Source organism: Arthrobacter sp. MDT2-16 (genome assembly GCF_054510925.1).
The window spans coordinates 212,216-230,824 of record NZ_JBTNDP010000002.1; the positions used below are offsets into that span (position 1 = coordinate 212,216).

The 18,609-nt window shown below is 71.4% G+C and carries 15 protein-coding genes; 5 read left to right on the forward strand and 10 right to left on the reverse strand.

Features of this window, described 5'->3' with window-relative positions:
- Positions 1–97 precede the first annotated feature (97 nt).
- Positions 98–1,081, forward strand: coding sequence for a GerMN domain-containing protein (locus ACX80N_RS05560; protein ID WP_459338612.1), 984 nt, complete (start codon positions 98–100; stop codon positions 1,079–1,081).
- A gap of 32 nt (positions 1,082–1,113) precedes the next feature.
- Here ACX80N_RS05560 and ACX80N_RS05565 read toward each other — a convergent pair whose 3' ends face one another.
- The 3 genes from ACX80N_RS05565 to hrcA form a co-directional block, all read right to left on the reverse strand.
- Entirely contained in the window at positions 1,114–1,881 is a 768-nt protein-coding gene (locus tag ACX80N_RS05565; protein ID WP_459338613.1) for a 16S rRNA (uracil(1498)-N(3))-methyltransferase, read from the reverse strand.
- A 2-nt stretch (positions 1,882–1,883) separates the two neighbouring features.
- The gene (gene dnaJ, locus ACX80N_RS05570; protein ID WP_105030304.1) at positions 1,884–3,014 is read right to left on the reverse strand and encodes a molecular chaperone DnaJ; all 1,131 of its coding nucleotides are present in this window, start codon (positions 3,012–3,014) and stop codon (positions 1,884–1,886) included.
- Between the two features lie 91 nt (positions 3,015–3,105).
- Entirely contained in the window at positions 3,106–4,119 is a 1,014-nt protein-coding gene (hrcA, locus tag ACX80N_RS05575; protein WP_459338614.1) for a heat-inducible transcriptional repressor HrcA, read from the reverse strand.
- Between the two features lie 172 nt (positions 4,120–4,291).
- On the opposite strand from hrcA, the gene ACX80N_RS05580 reads away from it, so the two are divergent.
- Positions 4,292–5,143, forward strand: coding sequence for a DUF3097 family protein (locus ACX80N_RS05580; protein WP_459338615.1), 852 nt, complete (start codon positions 4,292–4,294; stop codon positions 5,141–5,143).
- 80 nt (positions 5,144–5,223) lie between these two features.
- The gene (locus tag ACX80N_RS05585; protein ID WP_105030301.1) at positions 5,224–5,640 is read left to right on the forward strand and encodes a DUF4870 domain-containing protein; all 417 of its coding nucleotides are present in this window, start codon (positions 5,224–5,226) and stop codon (positions 5,638–5,640) included.
- A 10-nt stretch (positions 5,641–5,650) separates the two neighbouring features.
- Here ACX80N_RS05585 and hemW read toward each other — a convergent pair whose 3' ends face one another.
- Complete coding sequence (hemW, locus tag ACX80N_RS05590) at positions 5,651–6,880, reverse strand: radical SAM family heme chaperone HemW (RefSeq protein WP_459338616.1); 1,230 nt, start codon at positions 6,878–6,880, stop codon at positions 5,651–5,653.
- 30 nt (positions 6,881–6,910) lie between these two features.
- The gene (gene lepA, locus ACX80N_RS05595; protein ID WP_205753536.1) at positions 6,911–8,764 is read right to left on the reverse strand and encodes a translation elongation factor 4; all 1,854 of its coding nucleotides are present in this window, start codon (positions 8,762–8,764) and stop codon (positions 6,911–6,913) included.
- Between the two features lie 188 nt (positions 8,765–8,952).
- On the opposite strand from lepA, the gene ACX80N_RS05600 reads away from it, so the two are divergent.
- Positions 8,953–9,486 carry a type II toxin-antitoxin system PemK/MazF family toxin gene (locus tag ACX80N_RS05600; protein WP_459338617.1) on the forward strand — a complete coding sequence of 178 codons (534 nt, stop codon included), beginning with the start codon at positions 8,953–8,955 and terminating at the stop codon, positions 9,484–9,486.
- 244 nt (positions 9,487–9,730) lie between these two features.
- On the forward strand, positions 9,731–9,991 hold the full coding sequence (rpsT, locus tag ACX80N_RS05605) for a 30S ribosomal protein S20 (protein ID WP_087075755.1): 261 nt from the start codon (positions 9,731–9,733) through the stop codon (positions 9,989–9,991).
- Positions 9,992–10,077: 86 nt separating this feature from the next.
- On the opposite strand, the gene holA is transcribed toward rpsT, so the two are convergent.
- From holA to leuS, 5 genes are all read right to left on the reverse strand, one after another.
- Positions 10,078–11,091, reverse strand: coding sequence for a DNA polymerase III subunit delta (gene holA, locus ACX80N_RS05610; protein WP_459338618.1), 1,014 nt, complete (start codon positions 11,089–11,091; stop codon positions 10,078–10,080).
- Between the two features lie 176 nt (positions 11,092–11,267).
- Positions 11,268–13,904: a ComEC/Rec2 family competence protein gene (locus ACX80N_RS05615; protein WP_459338619.1), complete on the reverse strand. Its 2,637-nt coding sequence runs from the start codon at positions 13,902–13,904 to the stop codon at positions 11,268–11,270.
- The gene (locus ACX80N_RS05620) at positions 13,901–15,034 is read right to left on the reverse strand and encodes a helix-hairpin-helix domain-containing protein (RefSeq protein ID WP_459338620.1); all 1,134 of its coding nucleotides are present in this window, start codon (positions 15,032–15,034) and stop codon (positions 13,901–13,903) included. Before ACX80N_RS05620 ends, ACX80N_RS05615 begins: the two co-directional genes overlap by 4 nt.
- 93 nt (positions 15,035–15,127) lie before the next feature.
- A complete protein-coding gene (locus ACX80N_RS05625) occupies positions 15,128–15,982 on the reverse strand; it encodes a DegV family protein (protein WP_459338621.1) in 855 nt (284 codons plus the stop codon).
- A 43-nt stretch (positions 15,983–16,025) separates the two neighbouring features.
- Positions 16,026–18,524: a leucine--tRNA ligase gene (gene leuS / locus ACX80N_RS05630; RefSeq protein ID WP_459338622.1), complete on the reverse strand. Its 2,499-nt coding sequence runs from the start codon at positions 18,522–18,524 to the stop codon at positions 16,026–16,028.
- Between the last annotated feature and the right edge of the window lie 85 nt (positions 18,525–18,609).

An 18,609-nucleotide genomic window follows, 5' to 3' on the forward strand; every position in this document is an offset into this window, starting at 1 on the left:
GCCGTCCGTGCCCGCTCCGATCCAGCGATCGAGGTGGCGAGCCGCGGAGACTCGAGCGATCGACGCGCCTGCGCGCGCCCAACGGAAGGGGGCCGGCATGAGTGAGCACGACCCCCTGAAGAAGAGCCGCCTGGGACTGCGGGGAATCCTCCTGGCGTCGGGCAGCGTGCTCGTCGCCAGTAGTGTCTTCGTCCTCCCGAACACGGGGCTGCTGCCGGGCACCGCGCCGACGGCGTCCATCACGGGGCCCCTCACGGCGGCCACCGGGACGCCCACGGACCCGTCGTCCGACGCCACGATCGAGTCGCGGGACGCCACGGCCGGGGCCGCTGCCGCGCCGGCGCTGCTGCCGGTGTACTGGGTCGCGGACGTCGACGGATCCGGGCGTCTGTTCCGCGAGTTCCTGCCGACCCCCCAGGAGTCCTCGGGCGACCCGATCGCCGACGCCGTCCGGCTCATGTCCGCAGGCGAACCGCTGGACCCCGACTACCGGTCGCCGTGGCAGGACGCCTCGAGCGTACGCTCGGCGATCTCCACCAAGAACGTGATCACCCTCGACATCTCCTCGGACGCGTTCGGTGGAAGCCTCGGCGAGGACGACGCCCGCCTGGCCCTCCAGCAGCTGGTCTACACGGCGACGGCGGCGGCCTCGAACGCAGGCCTGATCCCCGGCGGCGAATCGAGCTCCGTCGTCGTCCTCGTCGACGGGGCGTCCGGCTTCCGCGCCTTCGATTCCGTGGACCTCACCGGTGAATGGACGCGGGATACAGCCACGCTCGCTCCCGTCTGGATCATCGATCCCCAGCAGGACGTCGAGGCCGATACGGCAGGCCTGATCGTCCACGGGGTGGGGCCCTCCTCCGAGGAGTCGGTGGACTGGCGCATCGACCGCCAGGTGGACGGCCTGGGCGACGGCTCGGGAGACGCCGAGCTGTTCCGGGACGGGTCGGTGGACATCATGCCCGGGGACGGCGCCTACTCCTTCTCCGTGACACTGCCTCCTGGCCGCTACGCGATCACGGTGTCCGTCCCTGCAGGCGACGGCGAGGCGCAGGACTCCAAGACCGTCGTCGTCCGCTAGCCCGTGCCGGGTGCCGGCCCGGGCACCGTCGGCTACCAGCGGTCGAGCAGGTGGTTCAGCAGGACGAGCGCGGCCGGCCCGGCGGACGAGGACCGCAGGACGTGCGGTCCGAGGCGCGCCGTGCCCGCCCCGACGGCCCGCAGTTTCCCCAGCTCCGCATCACTGATGCCGCCCTCCGGTCCCACCAGCACGGCGGTCGACGTCGGCACCTCCAGCGCGCCGGAGTCACGGAGTACCGCCATCCGGTCGGCGAGCGAGGCGTCCGCGTCCTCGTGGAGCACCAGCATGCGGTCCACCGACGCGGCCCATGCCGCGAGCCGGGTGGTGTCCATCACGGCGTGCACCTCGGGCACGAACGACCGGCGGGACTGCTTCGCCGCCGCAGCGACGAGCGAGACCCACTTCTGCCGTCCCTTCTCGGCCTTGTCGCCACGCCAGCGCACGATGCTCCGCTCGGCGTGCCACGGCACCACGGCGTCGACGCCGAGCTCGGTGGCCGACTCGACGGCCTGCTCGTCGCGGCCGCCCTTCGCCAGGGCCTGTACGAGCACGAGGCGGTGCCGCGGCGCCGGCTCCTGGCCCGCGGTCTCGACGTCGAGCTCGACCGTCCCGGTGCCCACGGCGGCGATCACCCCGCCGATCCGGTAGCCGGCGCCGTCCGAGACGTCGATACGCTCGCCCGCGGTGAGGCGCCGCACGGTGGCCGCGTGCCGGCCCTCGTCCCCGCCGAGGACAAAGACGCTGCCGGGTACGGCCGAACGGACGGCGTCACCGGGGCCGAAGAAGAGGGGACGCGTCACGCTCAGCGGTTCCCGAGGCGCTCCCGGAGGCGCGCGAACACCCCGGATCCGCTGCTGGCGAGCTGGCCGTCGGTGTACTCCTCGCCGCGCAGCTCCGCGAGCCTGCGCAGGAGTTCCTCCTGCTGGTGGTCGACGTTCCGCGGCGTCTCGACGTTGAGGTGGACCCGCAGGTCCCCCCTGCCCTGGCTCCGGAGGTGGGTGACACCGAGGCCGCGCAGCGTCAGGATCTCGCCGGACTGCGTGCCGGGCTTGATCTCGAGCTCCTGGTCGCCGTCGTACGTGTCGAGGTGCACGCTGGTGCCGAGCGCGGCAGCCGTCATGGGGACGCTGAGCGTCACGTGCAGGTCGTCGCCGTCCCGCAGGAACGTCGAGTCGGTGTTGACACGGATCTCCACGTAGAGATCGCCCTGGGGGCCGCCGGCGATGCCGGCCTCGCCCTGTCCGGCCAGCTGGATGCGCGTGCCGGTGCCCACGCCGGCGGGGACCTTGATGGTCAGGGTACGGCGCGCCCGGATGCGGCCCTCGCCGCTGCACTCGTGGCAGGGGCTCGGGATCACGGTGCCGTAGCCCTGGCAGGTACCGCAGGGGGCACTCGTCATGACCTGGCCGAGGATCGAGCGCACGGCGCGCTGGACCTGGCCGGACCCGCCGCAGATGTCGCAGGTGCGCACCGATGTCCCGGGCTGGCAGCAGGTGCCGTCGCACGTGGGGCACACCTCCGCGGTGTCCACCTCGATCTTCTTGTTGGCGCCGAACACGGCGTCCTTGAGGTCGATCCGCACGTTGATGAGGGCGTCCTGCCCGCGGCGCGTCCTGGTGGGGGTGCCGGCCTGCTGGCCTCCCCCGCCGAAGAAGGTCTCGAAGATGTCCTGGAACGCGAACCCGGACCCGGAGTAACCCGCCCCGTACCCGTTGTCGTTGCCGTTCTCGTTGCCGGTCGTGTCGTAGATCCGGCGCTTCTGCGGATCCGAGAGCACCTCGTAGGCGTGCGTGACGCGCTTGAACTCGTCGGCGGCGTCCTCCCCGGTGTTCACGTCCGGGTGGAGCCTGCGGGCCAGCTTGCGGTACGCCTTCTTGATCTCCTCCGCGGTCGCGCCCTGCGCCACACCGAGGACCTCATAGTGATTACTCACTCGTGCACATCACTTCCTGTTGGAAACTTCTCTGTCTTCTGCTCGCCGGCCGGCCCGGCGCGACATGCCCCGGCGCCGGAGGCGCTCCCGCTCACTCCTCGAGGATCCTCGAGAGGTAGCGGGCGACGGCGCGCACGGCGGCCATCGTGGTCGGATAGTCCATGCGGGTGGGCCCGAGGACCCCGAGCTTCGCCCCGGCACCCGGACCGTACCCGGTCGCCACGACCGAGGCCTCCGACAGCCCGCCGTAGGGATTCTCGCTCCCGATCCGCACCGAGATGCCCCGGGCGTCGTACTCCATCTCGGACAGCAGCCTCAGCATGACCACCTGCTCCTCGAGGGCCTCGAGGATCGGCCCGATGCTCAGGGGGAAGTCCCCGGTGGAGCGCGCGAGGTTGGCGGTCCCGGCCAGCAGGATCCGGTCGTCCCGGCCCATTCCGGCGAGCTGCTCCAGCGCCCGTACGATCGTACCCCCGTGGGCCCTCAGCGCGCCGGGCAGTTGCGACTGCGCGACCCCGAGCTCGGCCGGCAGCGCCGCCAGCTTCACGCCGGACACCGCGGACAGGATGCGCTGGCGGAGCTCGGCGAGCTCCGCCTCCTGGATCTCGGCCGCGGTCCTGACGATGCGCTGCTGCACGGTGCCGTTGCTGGCGATCAGGACCACCAGGATCTGCTGCGGGGCGAGCAGCACGAACTCGATGTGCCGGACGGACGCACCGCCCACCCGCGGGAACTGCACGACGGCGACCTGGTTCGTGAGCTGCGCGAGCAGCCGGACGGTCCGGTCCATGACGTCGTCGAGATCGTCGGCGCCCTCCAGCAGTGTCTGGATGGCCTTCTTCTCGGGAGCGGAGAGCGGCTTCACCTCGGAGATACGGTCGACGAACAGGCGGTAGCCCTTGTCCGTGGGGATCCGGCCCGAACTGGTGTGGGGAGCGGCGATCAGGCCCTCCTCCTCGAGGACGGCCATGTCGTTGCGGATGGTGGCGGATGATACGCCCAGCTGGTGGCGGTCCACCAAGGCCTTGGAGCCGACCGGCTCCCGGGAGTGGACGTAGTCCTCGACGATGGCCCGGAGCACCTCCAGGCGTCGCGGTTCACTCATTCCTGTGTCACCTCCGGGTCTGTTCCTGACGAGCACGGCTCGGGGGGTGGCCCGGCGCGGTTAGCACTCGACACACCCAAGTGCCAAGTCTAGTACGTCCGAGGCGATTGTTAGCATTGGGATCCCGGGCCGCGGCAGACCGCCGCAGCCCTTGCGGGAAGGACGCGCTGGCATGGAGTACGGCTGGGGAGCACAGGACATCGCGGCTCCGAAGCGGGTCGACCTGCCCGACGTGCCGGTGCAGAAGGACATGGTCCTCGAGGACGTCCAGAGCGGCTTCGTCGGAGCGGTGGTCCGCGTCGAGAAGTCCGGCGGACTCCACGTGATGGTGCTCGAGGACCGCCGCGGCAAGACGCGCACCTTCCGGCTCGGCCACGGATTCCTCCTCGACGGTGAGCCCGTGCACGTCGTCGCCCCGGCCGTCCGCGCCGCGCCGTCGTCGACCCGTACCGCCTCCGGTTCCGTGAAGGTCGACGGCGCCCGGGCGAGGACGGCACGTGCGAGCAGGATCTGGGTCGAGGGACAGCACGACGCCGAACTGGTGGAGAAGGTGTGGGGCGACGACCTCCGGCTGGAGGGGATCGTCGTCGAGCCGTTGCACGGCGTCGACGACCTCGAGGGCGCCATCCGTGCATTCGGGCCGGGGCCGGAGCGCAGGCTCGGGATCCTGGTCGACCACCTGCTGCCCGGGACCAAGGAGTCCCGGATCGCCCAGCAGGCGATGACCGTGCCCGGCGCCCGCAGCCATGTCCTGATCGTCGGGCACCCCTACGTCGACGTCTGGCAGGCGGTGAAGCCCGCCGCGCTGGGCCTGGAGGCCTGGCCCGTGGTCCCCCGGCACCAGGACTGGAAGACCGGCATCCTCGCCGGCCTCGGCTGGCCGCACCACGACCAGGCCGCCGTCGCCCACGGGTGGAAGCGCATCCTCGCCGGCGTCAGCACCTATGCGGACCTCGAACCCTCGCTGCTGGGACGGGTCGAGGAGGTCATCGACTTCCTCACCGCTCCCCCGCGCCGCGCCTGAACCATCCCGTCCCGGCCGCCACGTATCCTTGGAACTGGCTCCGGGGGAAGAGTCTCCGTCAGCCAGCAAAGGAATCGAAGTTGTCCAACACCGCCGACCACCAGCACCACGGGCGGGGAGCGTCCCAGTCCGCGTTCGAAGGCACGCCGGCGAACGCCCTGCCCCTGACGGCCTCCGAGGACCGCCAGTTCGCCACGCTGGCGCACTTCGGCGGGATCCTGGGATTCATCCCGTCGCTGCTGATCTACCTCATCTTCCAGGACCGTGGGCCCTTCACCGCCCAGGAGTCCAAGGAGGCACTGAACTTCACGCTCCCGCCCACGCTCCTCGCGCTGGTCGCCTGGCTCCTGTCGCTCGTACCGGAGATCGGCGGCGTGTTCGCCGTCGTGAACGCGCTCATCTGGGTCACGATCACGGTCTTCTCGGTCAACGCGGGAATCCAGGTGAACCGTGGGCGGCCCTACCGGTACGCCCTGAACCTGCGCCTGATCCGCTGAGCGGAGGCCCTCAGTCCGACAGCAGCCGCCGGACGACGGCGTCGGCGAGCAGCCTGCCGTGGAGCGTCAGGACGACGCGGCCCGCGAAGGCCGAGGCCGGATCCACCAGCCCGTCGGCGATCAGGCCGGCGACCGCCCTGCGGCCCGTCGATGTCAGGGACTGCGTGGGAAGCCCCTCGCGCAGCCGCACGCGCAGCATCACGTCCTCCACGTAGCGGTCCCCCGCCGAGAGGATCTCGCGCCCCGCGGCCGGTGACCGCCCGGCGCCGAGCGCATCGGCGTAGGGCCGCGGGTGCTTGACGTTCCACCAGCGCGTACCACCGACGTGCGAGTGCGCGCCGGGGCCGGCACCCCACCAGTCGCTCCCGCGCCAGTACGCGAGGTTGTGCCGGCACGCGTCAGCGGGGGTCCTGGCCCAGTTGCTCACCTCGTACCAGTGCAGGCCGTCCGCCGTCAGCATCTCCTCGGCGAGGGCGTACTTGTCCGCGTGGTCGTCGTCGTCGATGGGCGGTACCTGGCCGCGCCGGATGCGCGAGGCGAGGCGCGTGCCGTCCTCGATGATCAGTGCGTAGGCGGAGATGTGGTCGGGGCCGTAGGACAGGGCGGTGGCCAAGGTGGTGCGCCAGTCCTCCAGCGACTCCCCCGGGGTGCCGTAGATCAGGTCCAGGCTCACCTTCAGCCCGGCGTCCCGCGCCCACTGCACGGCCTGCGGGACGCGCTCGGGAGCGTGGGTGCGATCGAGTACCGCGAGGACGTGGGGCACCGCGGACTGCATGCCGAAGGACACGCGGGTGAAGCCGGCCTCCCGCAGGATGCGCAGCGATTCCGGGGTGACGGAGTCGGGATTGGCCTCGGTGGTGACCTCCGCGTCGGGTGCGAACCCCCACGTCGAGCGTGCGGCCCGCAGGATCGAGGCGAGGTCCTCCGCGGGGAGAAGGGTCGGGGTGCCGCCGCCGAAGAACACGGTGGACAGCGGCCGGGCCGGCAGCCCGGAGGATTCCAGGACGCGGGCTCCGAGGCCGATCTCCGCGAGCACCGATCCGGCGTAGGCGTCCTGCGACGCACCCCCGCCCAGTTCCGTGGCCGTGTAGGTGTTGAAGTCGCAGTAGCCGCACCGCACCGCGCAGAACGGGATGTGGACGTAGAGGCAGAAGTCACGTCCGTCCGCCCCGTCCGCGGCGTCGGGCGGCAGGAGGCCGTCGTCGGGCGCGGGCAGGCCGAGCGGCAGCGCGCTAGGCATGCGGACCAGTCCCGTGGGTACCGTACCGGGTCACTTCTTGGCTTTGTCCTTCGACTCGTCGGAGGACAGGGCGGCGATGAACGCTTCCTGGGGCACCTCGACGCGGCCCACCATCTTCATGCGCTTCTTGCCCTCCTTCTGCTTCTCGAGGAGCTTGCGCTTGCGGGTGATGTCTCCGCCGTAGCACTTGGCCAGGACGTCCTTGCGGATGGCCCGGATGCTCTCGCGCGCGATGATCCGGGCGCCGATGGCCGCCTGGATGGGTACCTCGAACTGCTGGCGCGGGATGAGCTCGCGCAGCTTGCCCGTCATCATGACGCCGTAGGCGTAGGCCTTCTCGCGGTGGGTGATGGCGCTGAAGGCGTCGACCTGCTCGCCCTGAAGGAGGATGTCCACCTTGACGAGGTCGGACACCTGGTCGCCGTCGGCCTTCCAGTCCAGGGAGCCGTAACCGCGCGTCTTGGACTTCAGCAGGTCGAAGAAGTCGAAGACGATCTCCGCCAGCGGCAGCCGGTAGCGGATCTCGACGCGGTCCTCCGAGAGGTAGTCCATCCCCCCGAGCACGCCGCGGCGCTGCTGGCACAGCTCCATGATCGCCCCCACGAACTCGGACGGCGCGAGGATGGTCGCGGACACCATGGGCTCGCGCACCTCGGCGATCTTGCCCACCGGGTACTCGCTCGGGTTGGTGACCTTGAGGGTCCGCCTGTCCTCGAGCGTGACCTCGTACTCGACGTTCGGCGCCGTCGAGATCAGGTCCAGGTTGTACTCCCGCTCGAGGCGCTCACGCGTGATCTCGAGGTGCAGCAGCCCGAGGAAGCCGACGCGGAAGCCGAAGCCCAGCGCGGCGGAGGTCTCCGGCTCGTACACCAGGGCGGCGTCGTTCAGGGTGAACTTCGCGAGGGCGTCCCGCAGCACGGGGTAGTCCGTGCCGTCGAGGGGGTAGAGCCCGGAGAAGACCATGGGCTTGGGGTCCTGGTAGCCGCCGAGCGACTCCGCGGCGGGCTTGGCGAGATTGGTGACGGTGTCGCCGACCTTCGACTGGCGCACGTCCTTCACGCCGGTGATGAGATAGCCCACCTCGCCCACGCCGAGGCCCTTGGACGGCTTCGGCTCGGGCGAGCTGACGCCGATCTCGAGCAGTTCGTGGCTGGCCCGGGTGGACATCATCTGGATGCGCTCGCGGGGGCTGAGCTTGCCGTCGACGACGCGCACGTACGTGACGACGCCCCGGTACGTGTCGTACACCGAGTCGAAGATCATGGCGCGGGCCGGTGCGTCGGGGTTGCCGGTGGGGGCGGGCAGGTCGCGGACGATCTTGTCCATGAGGGCCTCGACCCCCATGCCGGTCTTGCCGGACACCTTCAGCACGTCCTCCGGCTCGCCGCCGATGAGGCTCGCGAGTTCCGCGGCGTACTTCTCGGGCTGGGCGGCCGGCAGGTCGATCTTGTTCAGCACGGGGATGATCGTGAGGTTGTTCTCCATCGCGAGGTACAGGTTCGCGAGGGTCTGCGCCTCGATGCCCTGTGCCGCGTCGACGAGCAGGATGGCGCCCTCGCAGGCCGCGAGCGAGCGGGACACCTCGTAGGTGAAGTCGACGTGCCCCGGCGTGTCGATCATGTTCAGCGCGTAGGCGGTGCCGTCCACCTCCCACGGCAGGCGCACGGCCTGCGACTTGATCGTGATGCCGCGCTCACGCTCGATGTCCATGCGGTCGAGGTACTGCGCCTTCATGTCCCGCTGCTCCACGGCTCCCGTGAGCTGGAGCATGCGGTCGGCCAACGTGGATTTTCCATGATCGATGTGGGCGATGATGCAGAAGTTCCTGATGATCGCCGGATCGGTCGCGGCGGGCACCGGTGCGGTGCGGGCCATGGGTGACACGTGGGTTCCTCACTGTTGCGGGACGGGGTGCGGCCTGCAGGTGGCAGCCGCGCCGTCCACTCCGGCGGCCGGGGCTGGTCCGCGCCGTTTTCACTTCCCCTAGTGTCCCACGTGGCCGGAGGGCTCCGGCAATCATGGCACGTCGCGCCGCCACCGCGCCGGCGGGAGACTCGCCTAGGATCACCCTCATGGCCATCACCCTGCGCTCCCTCCTGTCCCTGGCGCACCGCGTCATCCGCACCATGGAGAGCACGCAGCCCGCCCGGACCCAGGGGCGTGCGCGCACCCGTGCCCGCCGGGGATCCGCCGACGCCGCCCGGACCGACGAGAGTTCGCCGCAACGGCGTCGAGCCGTGTCGCCGGCCTACTCCCCCTCGAGCGACGGGAATCCGGATCCCGGCGAGATCGTCTGGACGTGGGTGCCCTACGAGGACGACCCGCAGCAGGGCAAGGACCGCCCGGTGCTCCTGGTCGGCCGCGACGGCGCAGACCTCCTGGGCCTGATGCTGACGAGCCGGGACCGCAACAACGCGCGCGAGGCCGACGACAGGTACGTCGATATCGGCACGGGTGCCTGGGACCGTCAGGGACGACCGAGCGAGGTGAGGGTCGATCGCCTCCTGCGGGTGGCGCCGGCCGACATCCGGCGCGAGGGCGCCGTCCTGCCGCGCGCGCGTTTCGAGCAGGTCGTCGCGGCCGTGCCCGACCACCTGCTCGGCTAGCGCCGCCCTGTGGTGCCGCCCTGTGGTGCCGCCTTCTCCGGCACCCACGCCCTGCCGGTGAGGACGGGCGGAGGGCGCCGAGCGCTCGGGTTTCCCGGCGCCTTCTGGTAACCTGTATAGCTGTGTGTCCGCGCAGGTCTTCGGGCACTTTGGCCGATCGCCATACGGTATCCCCACGCCGCTCAGTCTTGGTCGGCCGAAATACCCTCACGACCAGTCCGCAATACAAAGAAAGTTCTCATACGTGGCAAACATCAAGTCCCAGAAGAAGCGCATCCTCACCAACGAGAAGGCGAGGCAGCGCAACAACTCGGTCAAGTCCGAGCTCAAGACCGCCATCCGCGCCGTGAACACGGCCGTCGAGGGCGCTGACAAGGACGCTGCGGCAACGGCTCTGCAGGCAGCCAGCCGCAAGCTCGACAAGGCTGTCAGCAAGGGTGTGCTGCACAAGAACAACGCAGCGAACCGCAAGTCCGCGATCTCCAAGAAGGTCAACGCGCTCTAAGCTGCGGACCCTCTACGAAGGACCGGCTCCCTGGGGAGCCGGTCCTTCGTCGTTCACCACCCGCCGGCATCCGGGACAGGGCGGATTCAGCCATCGCCCAGCACGATGACCGTGACGGCCCGCTCGACGGCGTAGACCGGGTCCCGTGACTCGCCCTTGACCTGGGCGTCCGCCTCCGCGAGTGCCCTGATGCAGCGGGCCAGCGCGTCGGAGCTGAAGCGCTGCGCCTCCCGGCGTGCCTGGTCCACCTGCCACGGCGCCATCCCCAGGTCCTTGGCGAGCTGCACGGAGGATCCCCTGACACCGTGGACCTTCGCGACGGCCCGGACCTTCATGGCGAGCGCCGCGACGATCGGCACGGGGTCGGCGCCGGTGGCGAGGGCGTGGCGCAGCATCGACAGCGCCTGGGCGGTCCGTCCTGCCAGTGCTGCGTCGGCGACCTTGAACCCCGTGGCCTCGACCCGACCGCCGTAGTACTTCTCCACCGTCTCGACGGAGACATCACCGGCCGTATCGGCCATCAGCTGCTGGCAGGCGGCCGCGAGCTCCGGCAATTGGGATCCGACCGCGGCGACGAGCGCCCGGACGGCCTCGGGGTCGATGCGCCGTCGTGCGAGGCGGAACTCGGTGGTGACGAACTCGGCCTTCTCGCCGTCCTTCTTCAGGGGCTGGCAGTCCACGATCGTCGCTCCCGCTGCCCTGACGGCGTCGAGCAGCTTCTTGCCCCGGTTGCCGCCCGCGTGACGCATCACCAGGACCACGTCCGGTGCCGGGTCGGCGAGGTAGGCGAGCGCGTCGACCAGGAAGGCGTCGTTCATCTGGGCCAGTCCCGCGACCTCGATGACCTTCCAGTCGCCGAAGAGCGAAGGGCTCGCCTGCATCGTCAGTGTGCCCGCCTCGTAGGACCCGGCGTCGAAGCGGACGAGTTCCGCTGCGGGCTGCGCGATCCGGACCTGACTGCGGATCGATTCGGCAGCCCGTGACGCGAGGTAGTCCTCGGGACCCGACAGGAGGACGACCGGCGCCGGCTGGATGTCGCGCCAGGAGGCGGGCGCGGGGCCCTGGCCGCTGGTGCGGCCGGCCGGTGATCTTGGTGCCACGAGGCGGGGTTCCTTCCGACGGATGAACTCCTACTGTTTCACGGTGCCGCGATGCCTCAAAGCCGCGGACCCCCACGGACTCAGCAGCGCAGCGAGCACGCCGTCGGGCCTGATGATCCCTGCCGCAGCGGTGGGTGATGAACCACGGCAGGCGGTGCGGCTGCACGGCACGTCGCTCAGCCCAGCACCCTGACCTCCACCGTGTCCCCGACGACGTCCACGAGGAACGCACCGAGTGCGTCCGTGCGGGCGGCGGCGATACCCGCCCCGTCGAGCGCATCGAGGATGCTCGGATGGGGGTGGCCGTAGTCGTTGTCCTCCCCCACCGAGATGAGGGCGAGGCGCGGATGGACGGCCTCGATCAGCGCCGTGCCGCCATTCCTCGCCCCGTGATGGGCGATCTTCAGGATGTCCACTCCGTCCTCGCGCAGCGAGGGGGCGGCAGAGAGCAGCACGGCGGCGGCGTCCTCCTCCAGGTCTCCGGTCAGGAGGACCGAGACGGGACGTTCCGGTGTGGGCACCACCACTTCGAGCACCGCGCTCGCGTTGTTCTCGCCTGTCGGAGCGGTGCCGCCCCTCGGCCAGAGGACGTCGACGTGCAGTGGGGCGAGGTGAACCGTGGTGGTGTCGGTGAGTCGCTCCGCGCGGACGCCGGCCGTCGCCGCAGCAGCGGTGACCTCCCGCGGGAGGCGGTCCTCGGCGGTGGAGTAGTACAGGGCGGACAGCGACCGGCCGCGGACCGCGCCCTCGATGCCGCCGTAGTGGTCGTCGTGCAGGTGCGTGACCACCAGGGCGTCGATCACCGCGACGTCGAGCGTGTCGAGGCAGTCGTCCATCATCTCCGGGTCGGGTCCCGTGTCGACGACGAGCGCGTGGCCCGGGGTCGTCCTCACCACCACGGCGTCTCCCTGCCCGACGTCGCACACAGCGAGGATCCACTGATCGGGTGCCGGTGTCCGCAGCCGAACGGAGACGGCGTACGCTGCTGCAAGCCCGAGGAGGACGAGGGCGACGACCACGATCACTCGTCGTCCCCTCAGCCGGTCGTGACGATACTGCGCCGGTGCCGGCGCGCGGGGACCTGCCCTCTCCCGACGGTTCCACCCGGTGCGTCCACTCCGGGACGCGACGGCCGAGAGCAGCATGCCCGCAGCTCGATCGGCCTCTGCCCGTCGCGGTGCCGTCCCGGTCCGGCCGCCCCGCATCCGGCCCCCGGCCCCGTCGCCGCGTCGCCACCAGGCGATGAGGGCGTCCCGTCGGATCAGGAGAAGCAGCACCAGGGATGCCAGGGCCGCGACGACGGCTCCGGGGGCTCCCGGCGGCCACGGCAGGGACGCGCCGGGTGCGGATGCCAGGATGTCCGCGACCCCCACCACCCATCGCGTCCCCCACTGCGCAGCAGCGACGAGCGGTTGGGCCAGGACCGGGGCGGCCATCAGCGCCAGTACCACCGTCATGCCGAGCAGGGTGATGGCGGGGACGACGGGTGATGCCAGGACGTTCGCGGGCAGCGAGTACACCGGGAGTGCCGGCTGGATCAGGACGAGGATCGGCGTGCAGAAGAGCTGCGCCGTCAGGGGGATGGCGAGCACCTGCGCGGCGGATCGCGGCATGATCCGCTCGAAGGCCTCGACGACCGCCGGTCCCGCGGTGACGAGTCCCAGGGTCGCGGCGACCGAGAGCGCGAACGCGTAGGACACCGAGAGCCACGGGTCCACCGCGAGCAGGACGATGATGGACACCATCAGCAGGGCCAGCGAGACCCTGCCCCGGCCGGACAGGACGGCTGCCACCCCGATCGAGCCCATGACGGCCGCGCGGAGGACACTGGGTTCGGGCCTGACCAGCATCACGAAGCACACCAGCGCAGCAACGGCGCCGACGGCGGCCGGCAGGCGCGGCAGGCGCACCAGCCGCAGTCCGAGGAAGGCGAAGGCGAGCACGTAGGAGCAGTTCGCGCCGCTCACGGCGGTGAGATGCGTCAGGCCTGTGGCCTTCATGTCGGCCTCCAGCCCGGACTCGAGGCCGATCCTGTCACCCAGGGCCATGCCCGGCAGCAGCCCGCCGTCGCGCTCATCCCGCGACGAGAGGTCCCGGAACCGGGCCCGCAGGTGCTTCGTGTACCCGAGCCACCCCGTGGCTTCGTCGACGGAGGGGCTGCTCGCCGGCAGGAACACCGCCATGGCCCGGCCTACCCGATCGGACGGCTTCGCCGTACCCAGCACCCGCACGGTGTCTCCGGTTCCCACCTCGCCCCACGGCTCAGGGCCCAGGACCACCACGGGCGTCGTCGAGGCGAACGTCTCGCCCTGCAGCACCCCACCGGTCACGTCCGCGTCGACGAGATACCGGTCACCGCCGCCGAACGCACCGGGCGCCAGCGAGGACGGTTCGCCCGAGATCCGGAGCACCGCGGTGAACGGGATCCCGCCCTCCACAGCGTCCCCGACCGGCCCGGCCTGTGCACGGGTGAGGCTCCCCCCGGCGGCGAGCAGGACGAGGGTCAGCGCGGCCGCCGGCGGCAGGGCCTGCGCCGACACCGTCCTCCAGCGTCGGCCGACACCCACGGGGGCCAGCAGGACCAGGCAGGCCAACACCAGGGCACCCGCAGCGGCGACGAAACCGCCCGCCGTCGCCCCGGTCGCGCCTCCGTGGACGGCGATGGTGGCGGCCACCCAGGCCGCCGCGGCGGACGGCACGAGGCGCAGGTCGGTCCGCCCCGAGCCGCGCACGGTGCGGGCGCCGGCTGGCTCCTGCTGCGGAGGGCGGGGCCCGGAGCTGGAGGCGTCGTCCCCCGGCGTGGCCGCTGTCACCGCACCGAGATCAGCGGGAGGATCCCCTCGAGCATGGCGGGACCGATACCGGGCACCGCGTCGAGGTCGGACGCCTCGATGAAGGGACCGTGCTCGTCGCGCCAGTCGATGATGCGCTGCCCCAGGACCGGCCCGACGCGCGGCAGGGTCTCGATGTCGGCGAGGGTGGCGGTGTTGATGTCGAGAAGGCCCGCGGGAGCGCCGGTCCCGGCCGGAGCGGCCGTACTCCCGTGGCCCGTGCCCGACCCTCCCTGTGGAGGCGCCGGTGCGTCCGGCGCCACGACTCCTGGCCGGGGTTCCTCCCCCACGGCCAGGAGGTGGACGTGTTGCCCGTCCGAGGCGGCGGCAGCGAGATTGACGCCCTCCAGGTCCGCCTCGGGCAGCGGGCCGCCCGCATCCTCGAGGACCTCGAAGAGCCGCGTCCCCGCCGGCACCGTGACGACGCCCGGTGCCGTCACCGCACCCGTCACGTAGACGACGATCGTCTGCCAGTCACCGCCGCCCTTCCCAGCGAGGACCGGTGACGCCGACGGAGTACCGACCGGGGAACCACCGACCTCGGCCCCGGTGACGGTACCTCCAGGGCCGGCCTCCTCGTCCGGAGGGCCGTGCGGCGTTCCGCTGTCCGATGCACGGTCCTTCGTATCCCCGGTCGCTCCTTTGCCGTCCCCGCTCTCGAGCTGCACCGACACGGCAGCAGCAGACGGCTCGGAGCTGCGGACGAGGAACAGTGCGGCCCCGACCGCCAGCGCCACCCCGAGGAACACCAGTGCCGCGGAGCGCGCGACCCGCCACTGGATCCGCGGGAGCGCGGGAGGCCGTTCCGCGTCCCGCGCCTCCTCTAGGACCGGGGTGACCGCCGGCCCGGGTGCCTCGTCCCACCCGTCGACGATGCCACCGGGCGAGGGCCCCTCAGCGTTCCTTCCGACCCCGATGTCCGCCGTGGATTGATCGGGCACCGAGCCGGCAGGAACCTCGTCGTGCCGGGCATCCAGGCGTGTTTCGGGCCGCCTCCCGGGCCGTACCCGTCCGGTCCACCCGTCGGTACTCCCCCTGCGCTCGAATGCCGCAGGGGCCTCGAGGGGCGGATCCCAGGGGTCGCCGTTGATCGGCCATCGGTGCTTTCCCATCCCGCCACGCTAGGGGGCGGGGACCGGCCGTCGGAGGAGGATCGCTGCTATGTGGACATCCGCACACGGTGCCCTGAAGGCCCTCCGGGGCGGCTAGTCCGCACTGATCGCGACGGACACCACGCCGAGGCCCACGTGTGCCGCGAGCACGGCGGGGCACGGCGCCGTCGTCACGCGCCCCGGTCCCGCCACGGCGGTGAGCCGCCCGGCGAGGTCCGCGGCCTCGTCCTCGTTGCCGAAGTGGTGCACCGTGAGCTGGACGCCGGTGCTACGACCTGCGATGTCCGCCTCGACCAGCTCCTGGAGCCGCCCCACCCCCCGCACGGCGGAGCGCATCCGTTCCAGGGGCACCAGCCGCCCGCCCTGCACCTGGAGGATGACCCGGACGGACAGGAGCGTGCCCAGCCATCCGGCGGCGGCCGTGATCCGTCCACCGCGCCGCAGCTGCTCGACGCTCGGGACGTAGGTGTAGAGCGCGGAGGCACGGGCCGCCATCGCGGCCGCGGCTGCCGCACCCTGCAGGTCGTCGCCCGACCGTGCCGCCGCGAGGGCAGCGAGCGCCGCCCGGCCCTGAGCCATCGCCGCCGTCCTCGTGTCGATCACCTCGACGGGAAGGGCCGCGCGCGACGCCGCCAGGCGCGCGGCGTCCAGGGTGCCCGACAGCAGGCCCGACAGGTGCACGGACACGATCCCGTCGTAGCCCTCGTCCGCCAGCCGACCGTAGACGCGGTCGAACTGGCCCGGGGACGGGCGCGAGGTGCGTACGTCCGACCCCGCGGCGAGGGCCACCATGAGCGGTGCGGTGACGTCGTCGTGCTCGCCGGTGAGGATGTCGTTGCCCACGAGGACCGGCATGGGGACCAGGTGCACGCCGTCGGCCGGGCCGCCGGGCACCGTCCAGCCAGGAGGGAACCCGGCGGCCGAATCCGCGACGACGGCTACGCGCACGGGATCGACTCCCCGCAGGACGAGACCGTCGGCACGCCGCACATCAGGCCGGGACGATGTTGACCAGTTTCGGCGCCCGCACGATGACCGTGCGGATGCCGCGACCGTCCAGGACGCGCTGCACCTGGTCGCTGGCCAGGGCGAGCTCGCGCAGCTCGTCCTCGGCGATGTCCGGGGACACCGTCAGGCGGTCGCGCACTTTGCCCTGCACCTGCACGACGGCCACCACGCTCTCCTGCGTCAGCAGCGCCGGGTCCACGGCCGGCCAGCCCGCGGTGGCGACGGTGGCCTCGTGGCCGAGTCTGCTCCACAGGTCCTCGGCCGTGTAGGGCGCGAAGAGGCTCAGCAGGATGGCCACGGCCTCCGCGGCCTCGCGCACGGCCGGGTCCGCTCCCCCCGCACCGGAGTCGATGGCCTTGCGCGTGGCATTGACGAGCTCCATGAGCTTGGCGACGACCACGTTGAACTTGTTGGCCTCCATCAGCTCCGCGGCGTCCGCCACGGTCCGGTGGGTGACCGAGCGCAGCGCGCGGTCGCCCGTCGACGGGTCGGTGCCGACGGCGCTCGTGACGTCGCCGCCCAGGCGCCAGGCACGGGCGAGGAACTTCGCGGAGCCCGACGGCGAGACGTCGGCCCAGTCGACGTCGTCCTCGGGTGGCGACGCGAACACCATCGTGAGGCGCACGGCGTCGACCCCGAAGCGGTCCAGCTGCTCGCCGAGGTCCACGCCGTTGCCGAGGGACTTGCTCATGGCCTTGCCGCCGTTGAGCACCTGGCCCTGGTTCAGCAGGGCACTGAACGGCTCCGTGAAGCCGACCATGCCGAGGTCGAAGAGCACCTTGGTGAAGAACCGGCTGTAGAGCAGGTGCAGGATGGCGTGTTCGACGCCGCCCACGTACTGGCCCACCGGCAGCCAGCGGTTGACCGCCTCGGTGTCGAACGGGGCCGTCTCCAGGTGCGGGTTCACGAAGCGCAGGTAGTACCAGGACGAGTCCACGAAGGTGTCCATGGTGTCGGTGTCGCGGGTCGCCGCACCGCCGCACGAGGGGCAGGGCACGTTGACCCACTCCTCGACGGCGGCCAGGGGCGAGGTGCCCTTGGGCGCCAGCGCCTCGCCGCGCAGGCCCTCGGGCAGCGTGACGGGCAGCTGTTCGTCCGGCACCGGCACCTCGCCGCAGGACGGGCAGTGGATGATCGGGATGGGCGTCCCCCAGAACCGCTGGCGGGACAGCAGCCAGTCACGCAGGCGGTAGTTGACGGTGTGCGTGCCCGTCCCCTGCTCCTCGATCAGCTCGACGGCGCGGGCGATGGCCGCCGCCTTGTCCAGTCCGCTCAGCTCGCCGGAGTTCACGAGGGTCCCCTCGCCGGTGGTCGCGATGCCCGTGACGGCCGCTTCCTCGGCGCCGGTGTCGACGACGGTGCGCACCGGCAGGTCGAAGGTGCGGGCGAAGTCGAGGTCACGCTGGTCGTGCGCCGGGACGGCCATGATGGCGCCCGTGCCGTAGTCGGCCAGGACGTAGTCGGCGGCCCAGACGGGCAGCTTCTCCCCGGTGAGCGGGTTGACGGCGTAGCGGCCGGTGAACACGCCCGTCTTCTCGCGCTCAGTGGCCTGCCGTTCGATCTCGGACAGTCCCCGGACCTGCTCGCGGTACGCCTCGAGCTCAGCGCGGCGGTCGGCGGTCACGAGCTCCAGCGCCAGGTCCGCATCCGCGGCGACGACGAAGAACGTGGCACCGTACAGGGTGTCGGGGCGTGTGGTGAAGACGGTGACGTCGGCGTCCGGCCGGCCATCGGTGGCCTCGATGCGGAACCTGACGTGCGCTCCCTCCGAGCGGCCGATCCAGTTGCGCTGCATCGCGAGCACGCGCTCGGGCCAGTGCCCCTTGAGCTGCTCCATGTCGTCCAGCAGGCGGTCGGCGTAGTCGGTGATCCGGAAGTACCACTGGTTGAGGTTCTTCTTGGTGACCATGGTGCCGCACCGGTCGCAGGCCCCGTTGATGACCTGCTCGTTGGCCAGCACGGTCTGGTCCTTCGGGCACCAGTTCACGGGCGAGTTCCGCCGGTACGCCAGTCCCTGCTGGAAGAACCGTACGAACAGCCACTGCGTCCAGCGGTAGTACTCGGGATCCGAGGTGTGCAGGCGCCGGCTCCAGTCGGCGCTGATCGCGTAGCGCCTGAACGAGTGCGCCTGCGTCTCGATGTTCGCGTACGTCCACTCCGCGGGATGCGCGTTGCGCTTGATCGCCGCGTTCTCCGCGGGCAGGCCGAAGGAGTCCCAGCCGATGGGGTGCAGGACGTCGAAGCCCTTCTGGCGGTAGAAGCGCGCGGCGACGTCGCCCATGGCGAATGCCTCGGCGTGGCCCATGTGGAGGTCACCCGAGGGGTAGGGGAACATGTCGAGGACGTAGCGGCGCTCACGTGAGCCGTCGTCGGCCGGGGCGAATGCCTGGAGCCTGTCCCACACCGCGGGCCACTTCGCCTCGATGGCGGAGAAATCGTAGGTGTCCTCGTCCGGCTGGGCGGCCTCGGGGTTGATGCTCACGGTATATTGACCTGTCCTGTCGGTGGAGCGAAAATCCTGCTGCGGTACTGCCTCGTCCGATGCCGGGGGCGGACGGCGCCTCGGT

Bases quoted from the DNA above. Each gene is read 5' to 3' on its own strand.
- ACX80N_RS05560 (WP_459338612.1), top strand. From the start codon at position 98: ATGAGTGAGCACGACCCCCTGAAGAAGAGCCGCCTGGGACTGCGGGGA.
- hrcA (WP_459338614.1), bottom strand. From the start codon at position 4,119: ATGAGTGAACCGCGACGCCTGGAGGTGCTCCGGGCCATCGTCGAGGAC.
- ACX80N_RS05580 (WP_459338615.1), top strand. From the start codon at position 4,292: ATGGAGTACGGCTGGGGAGCACAGGACATCGCGGCTCCGAAGCGGGTC.
- hemW (WP_459338616.1), bottom strand. From the start codon at position 6,880: ATGCCTAGCGCGCTGCCGCTCGGCCTGCCCGCGCCCGACGACGGCCTC.
- ACX80N_RS05600 (WP_459338617.1), top strand. From the start codon at position 8,953: ATGGCCATCACCCTGCGCTCCCTCCTGTCCCTGGCGCACCGCGTCATC.
- ACX80N_RS05620 (WP_459338620.1), bottom strand. From the start codon at position 15,034: ATGGGAAAGCACCGATGGCCGATCAACGGCGACCCCTGGGATCCGCCC.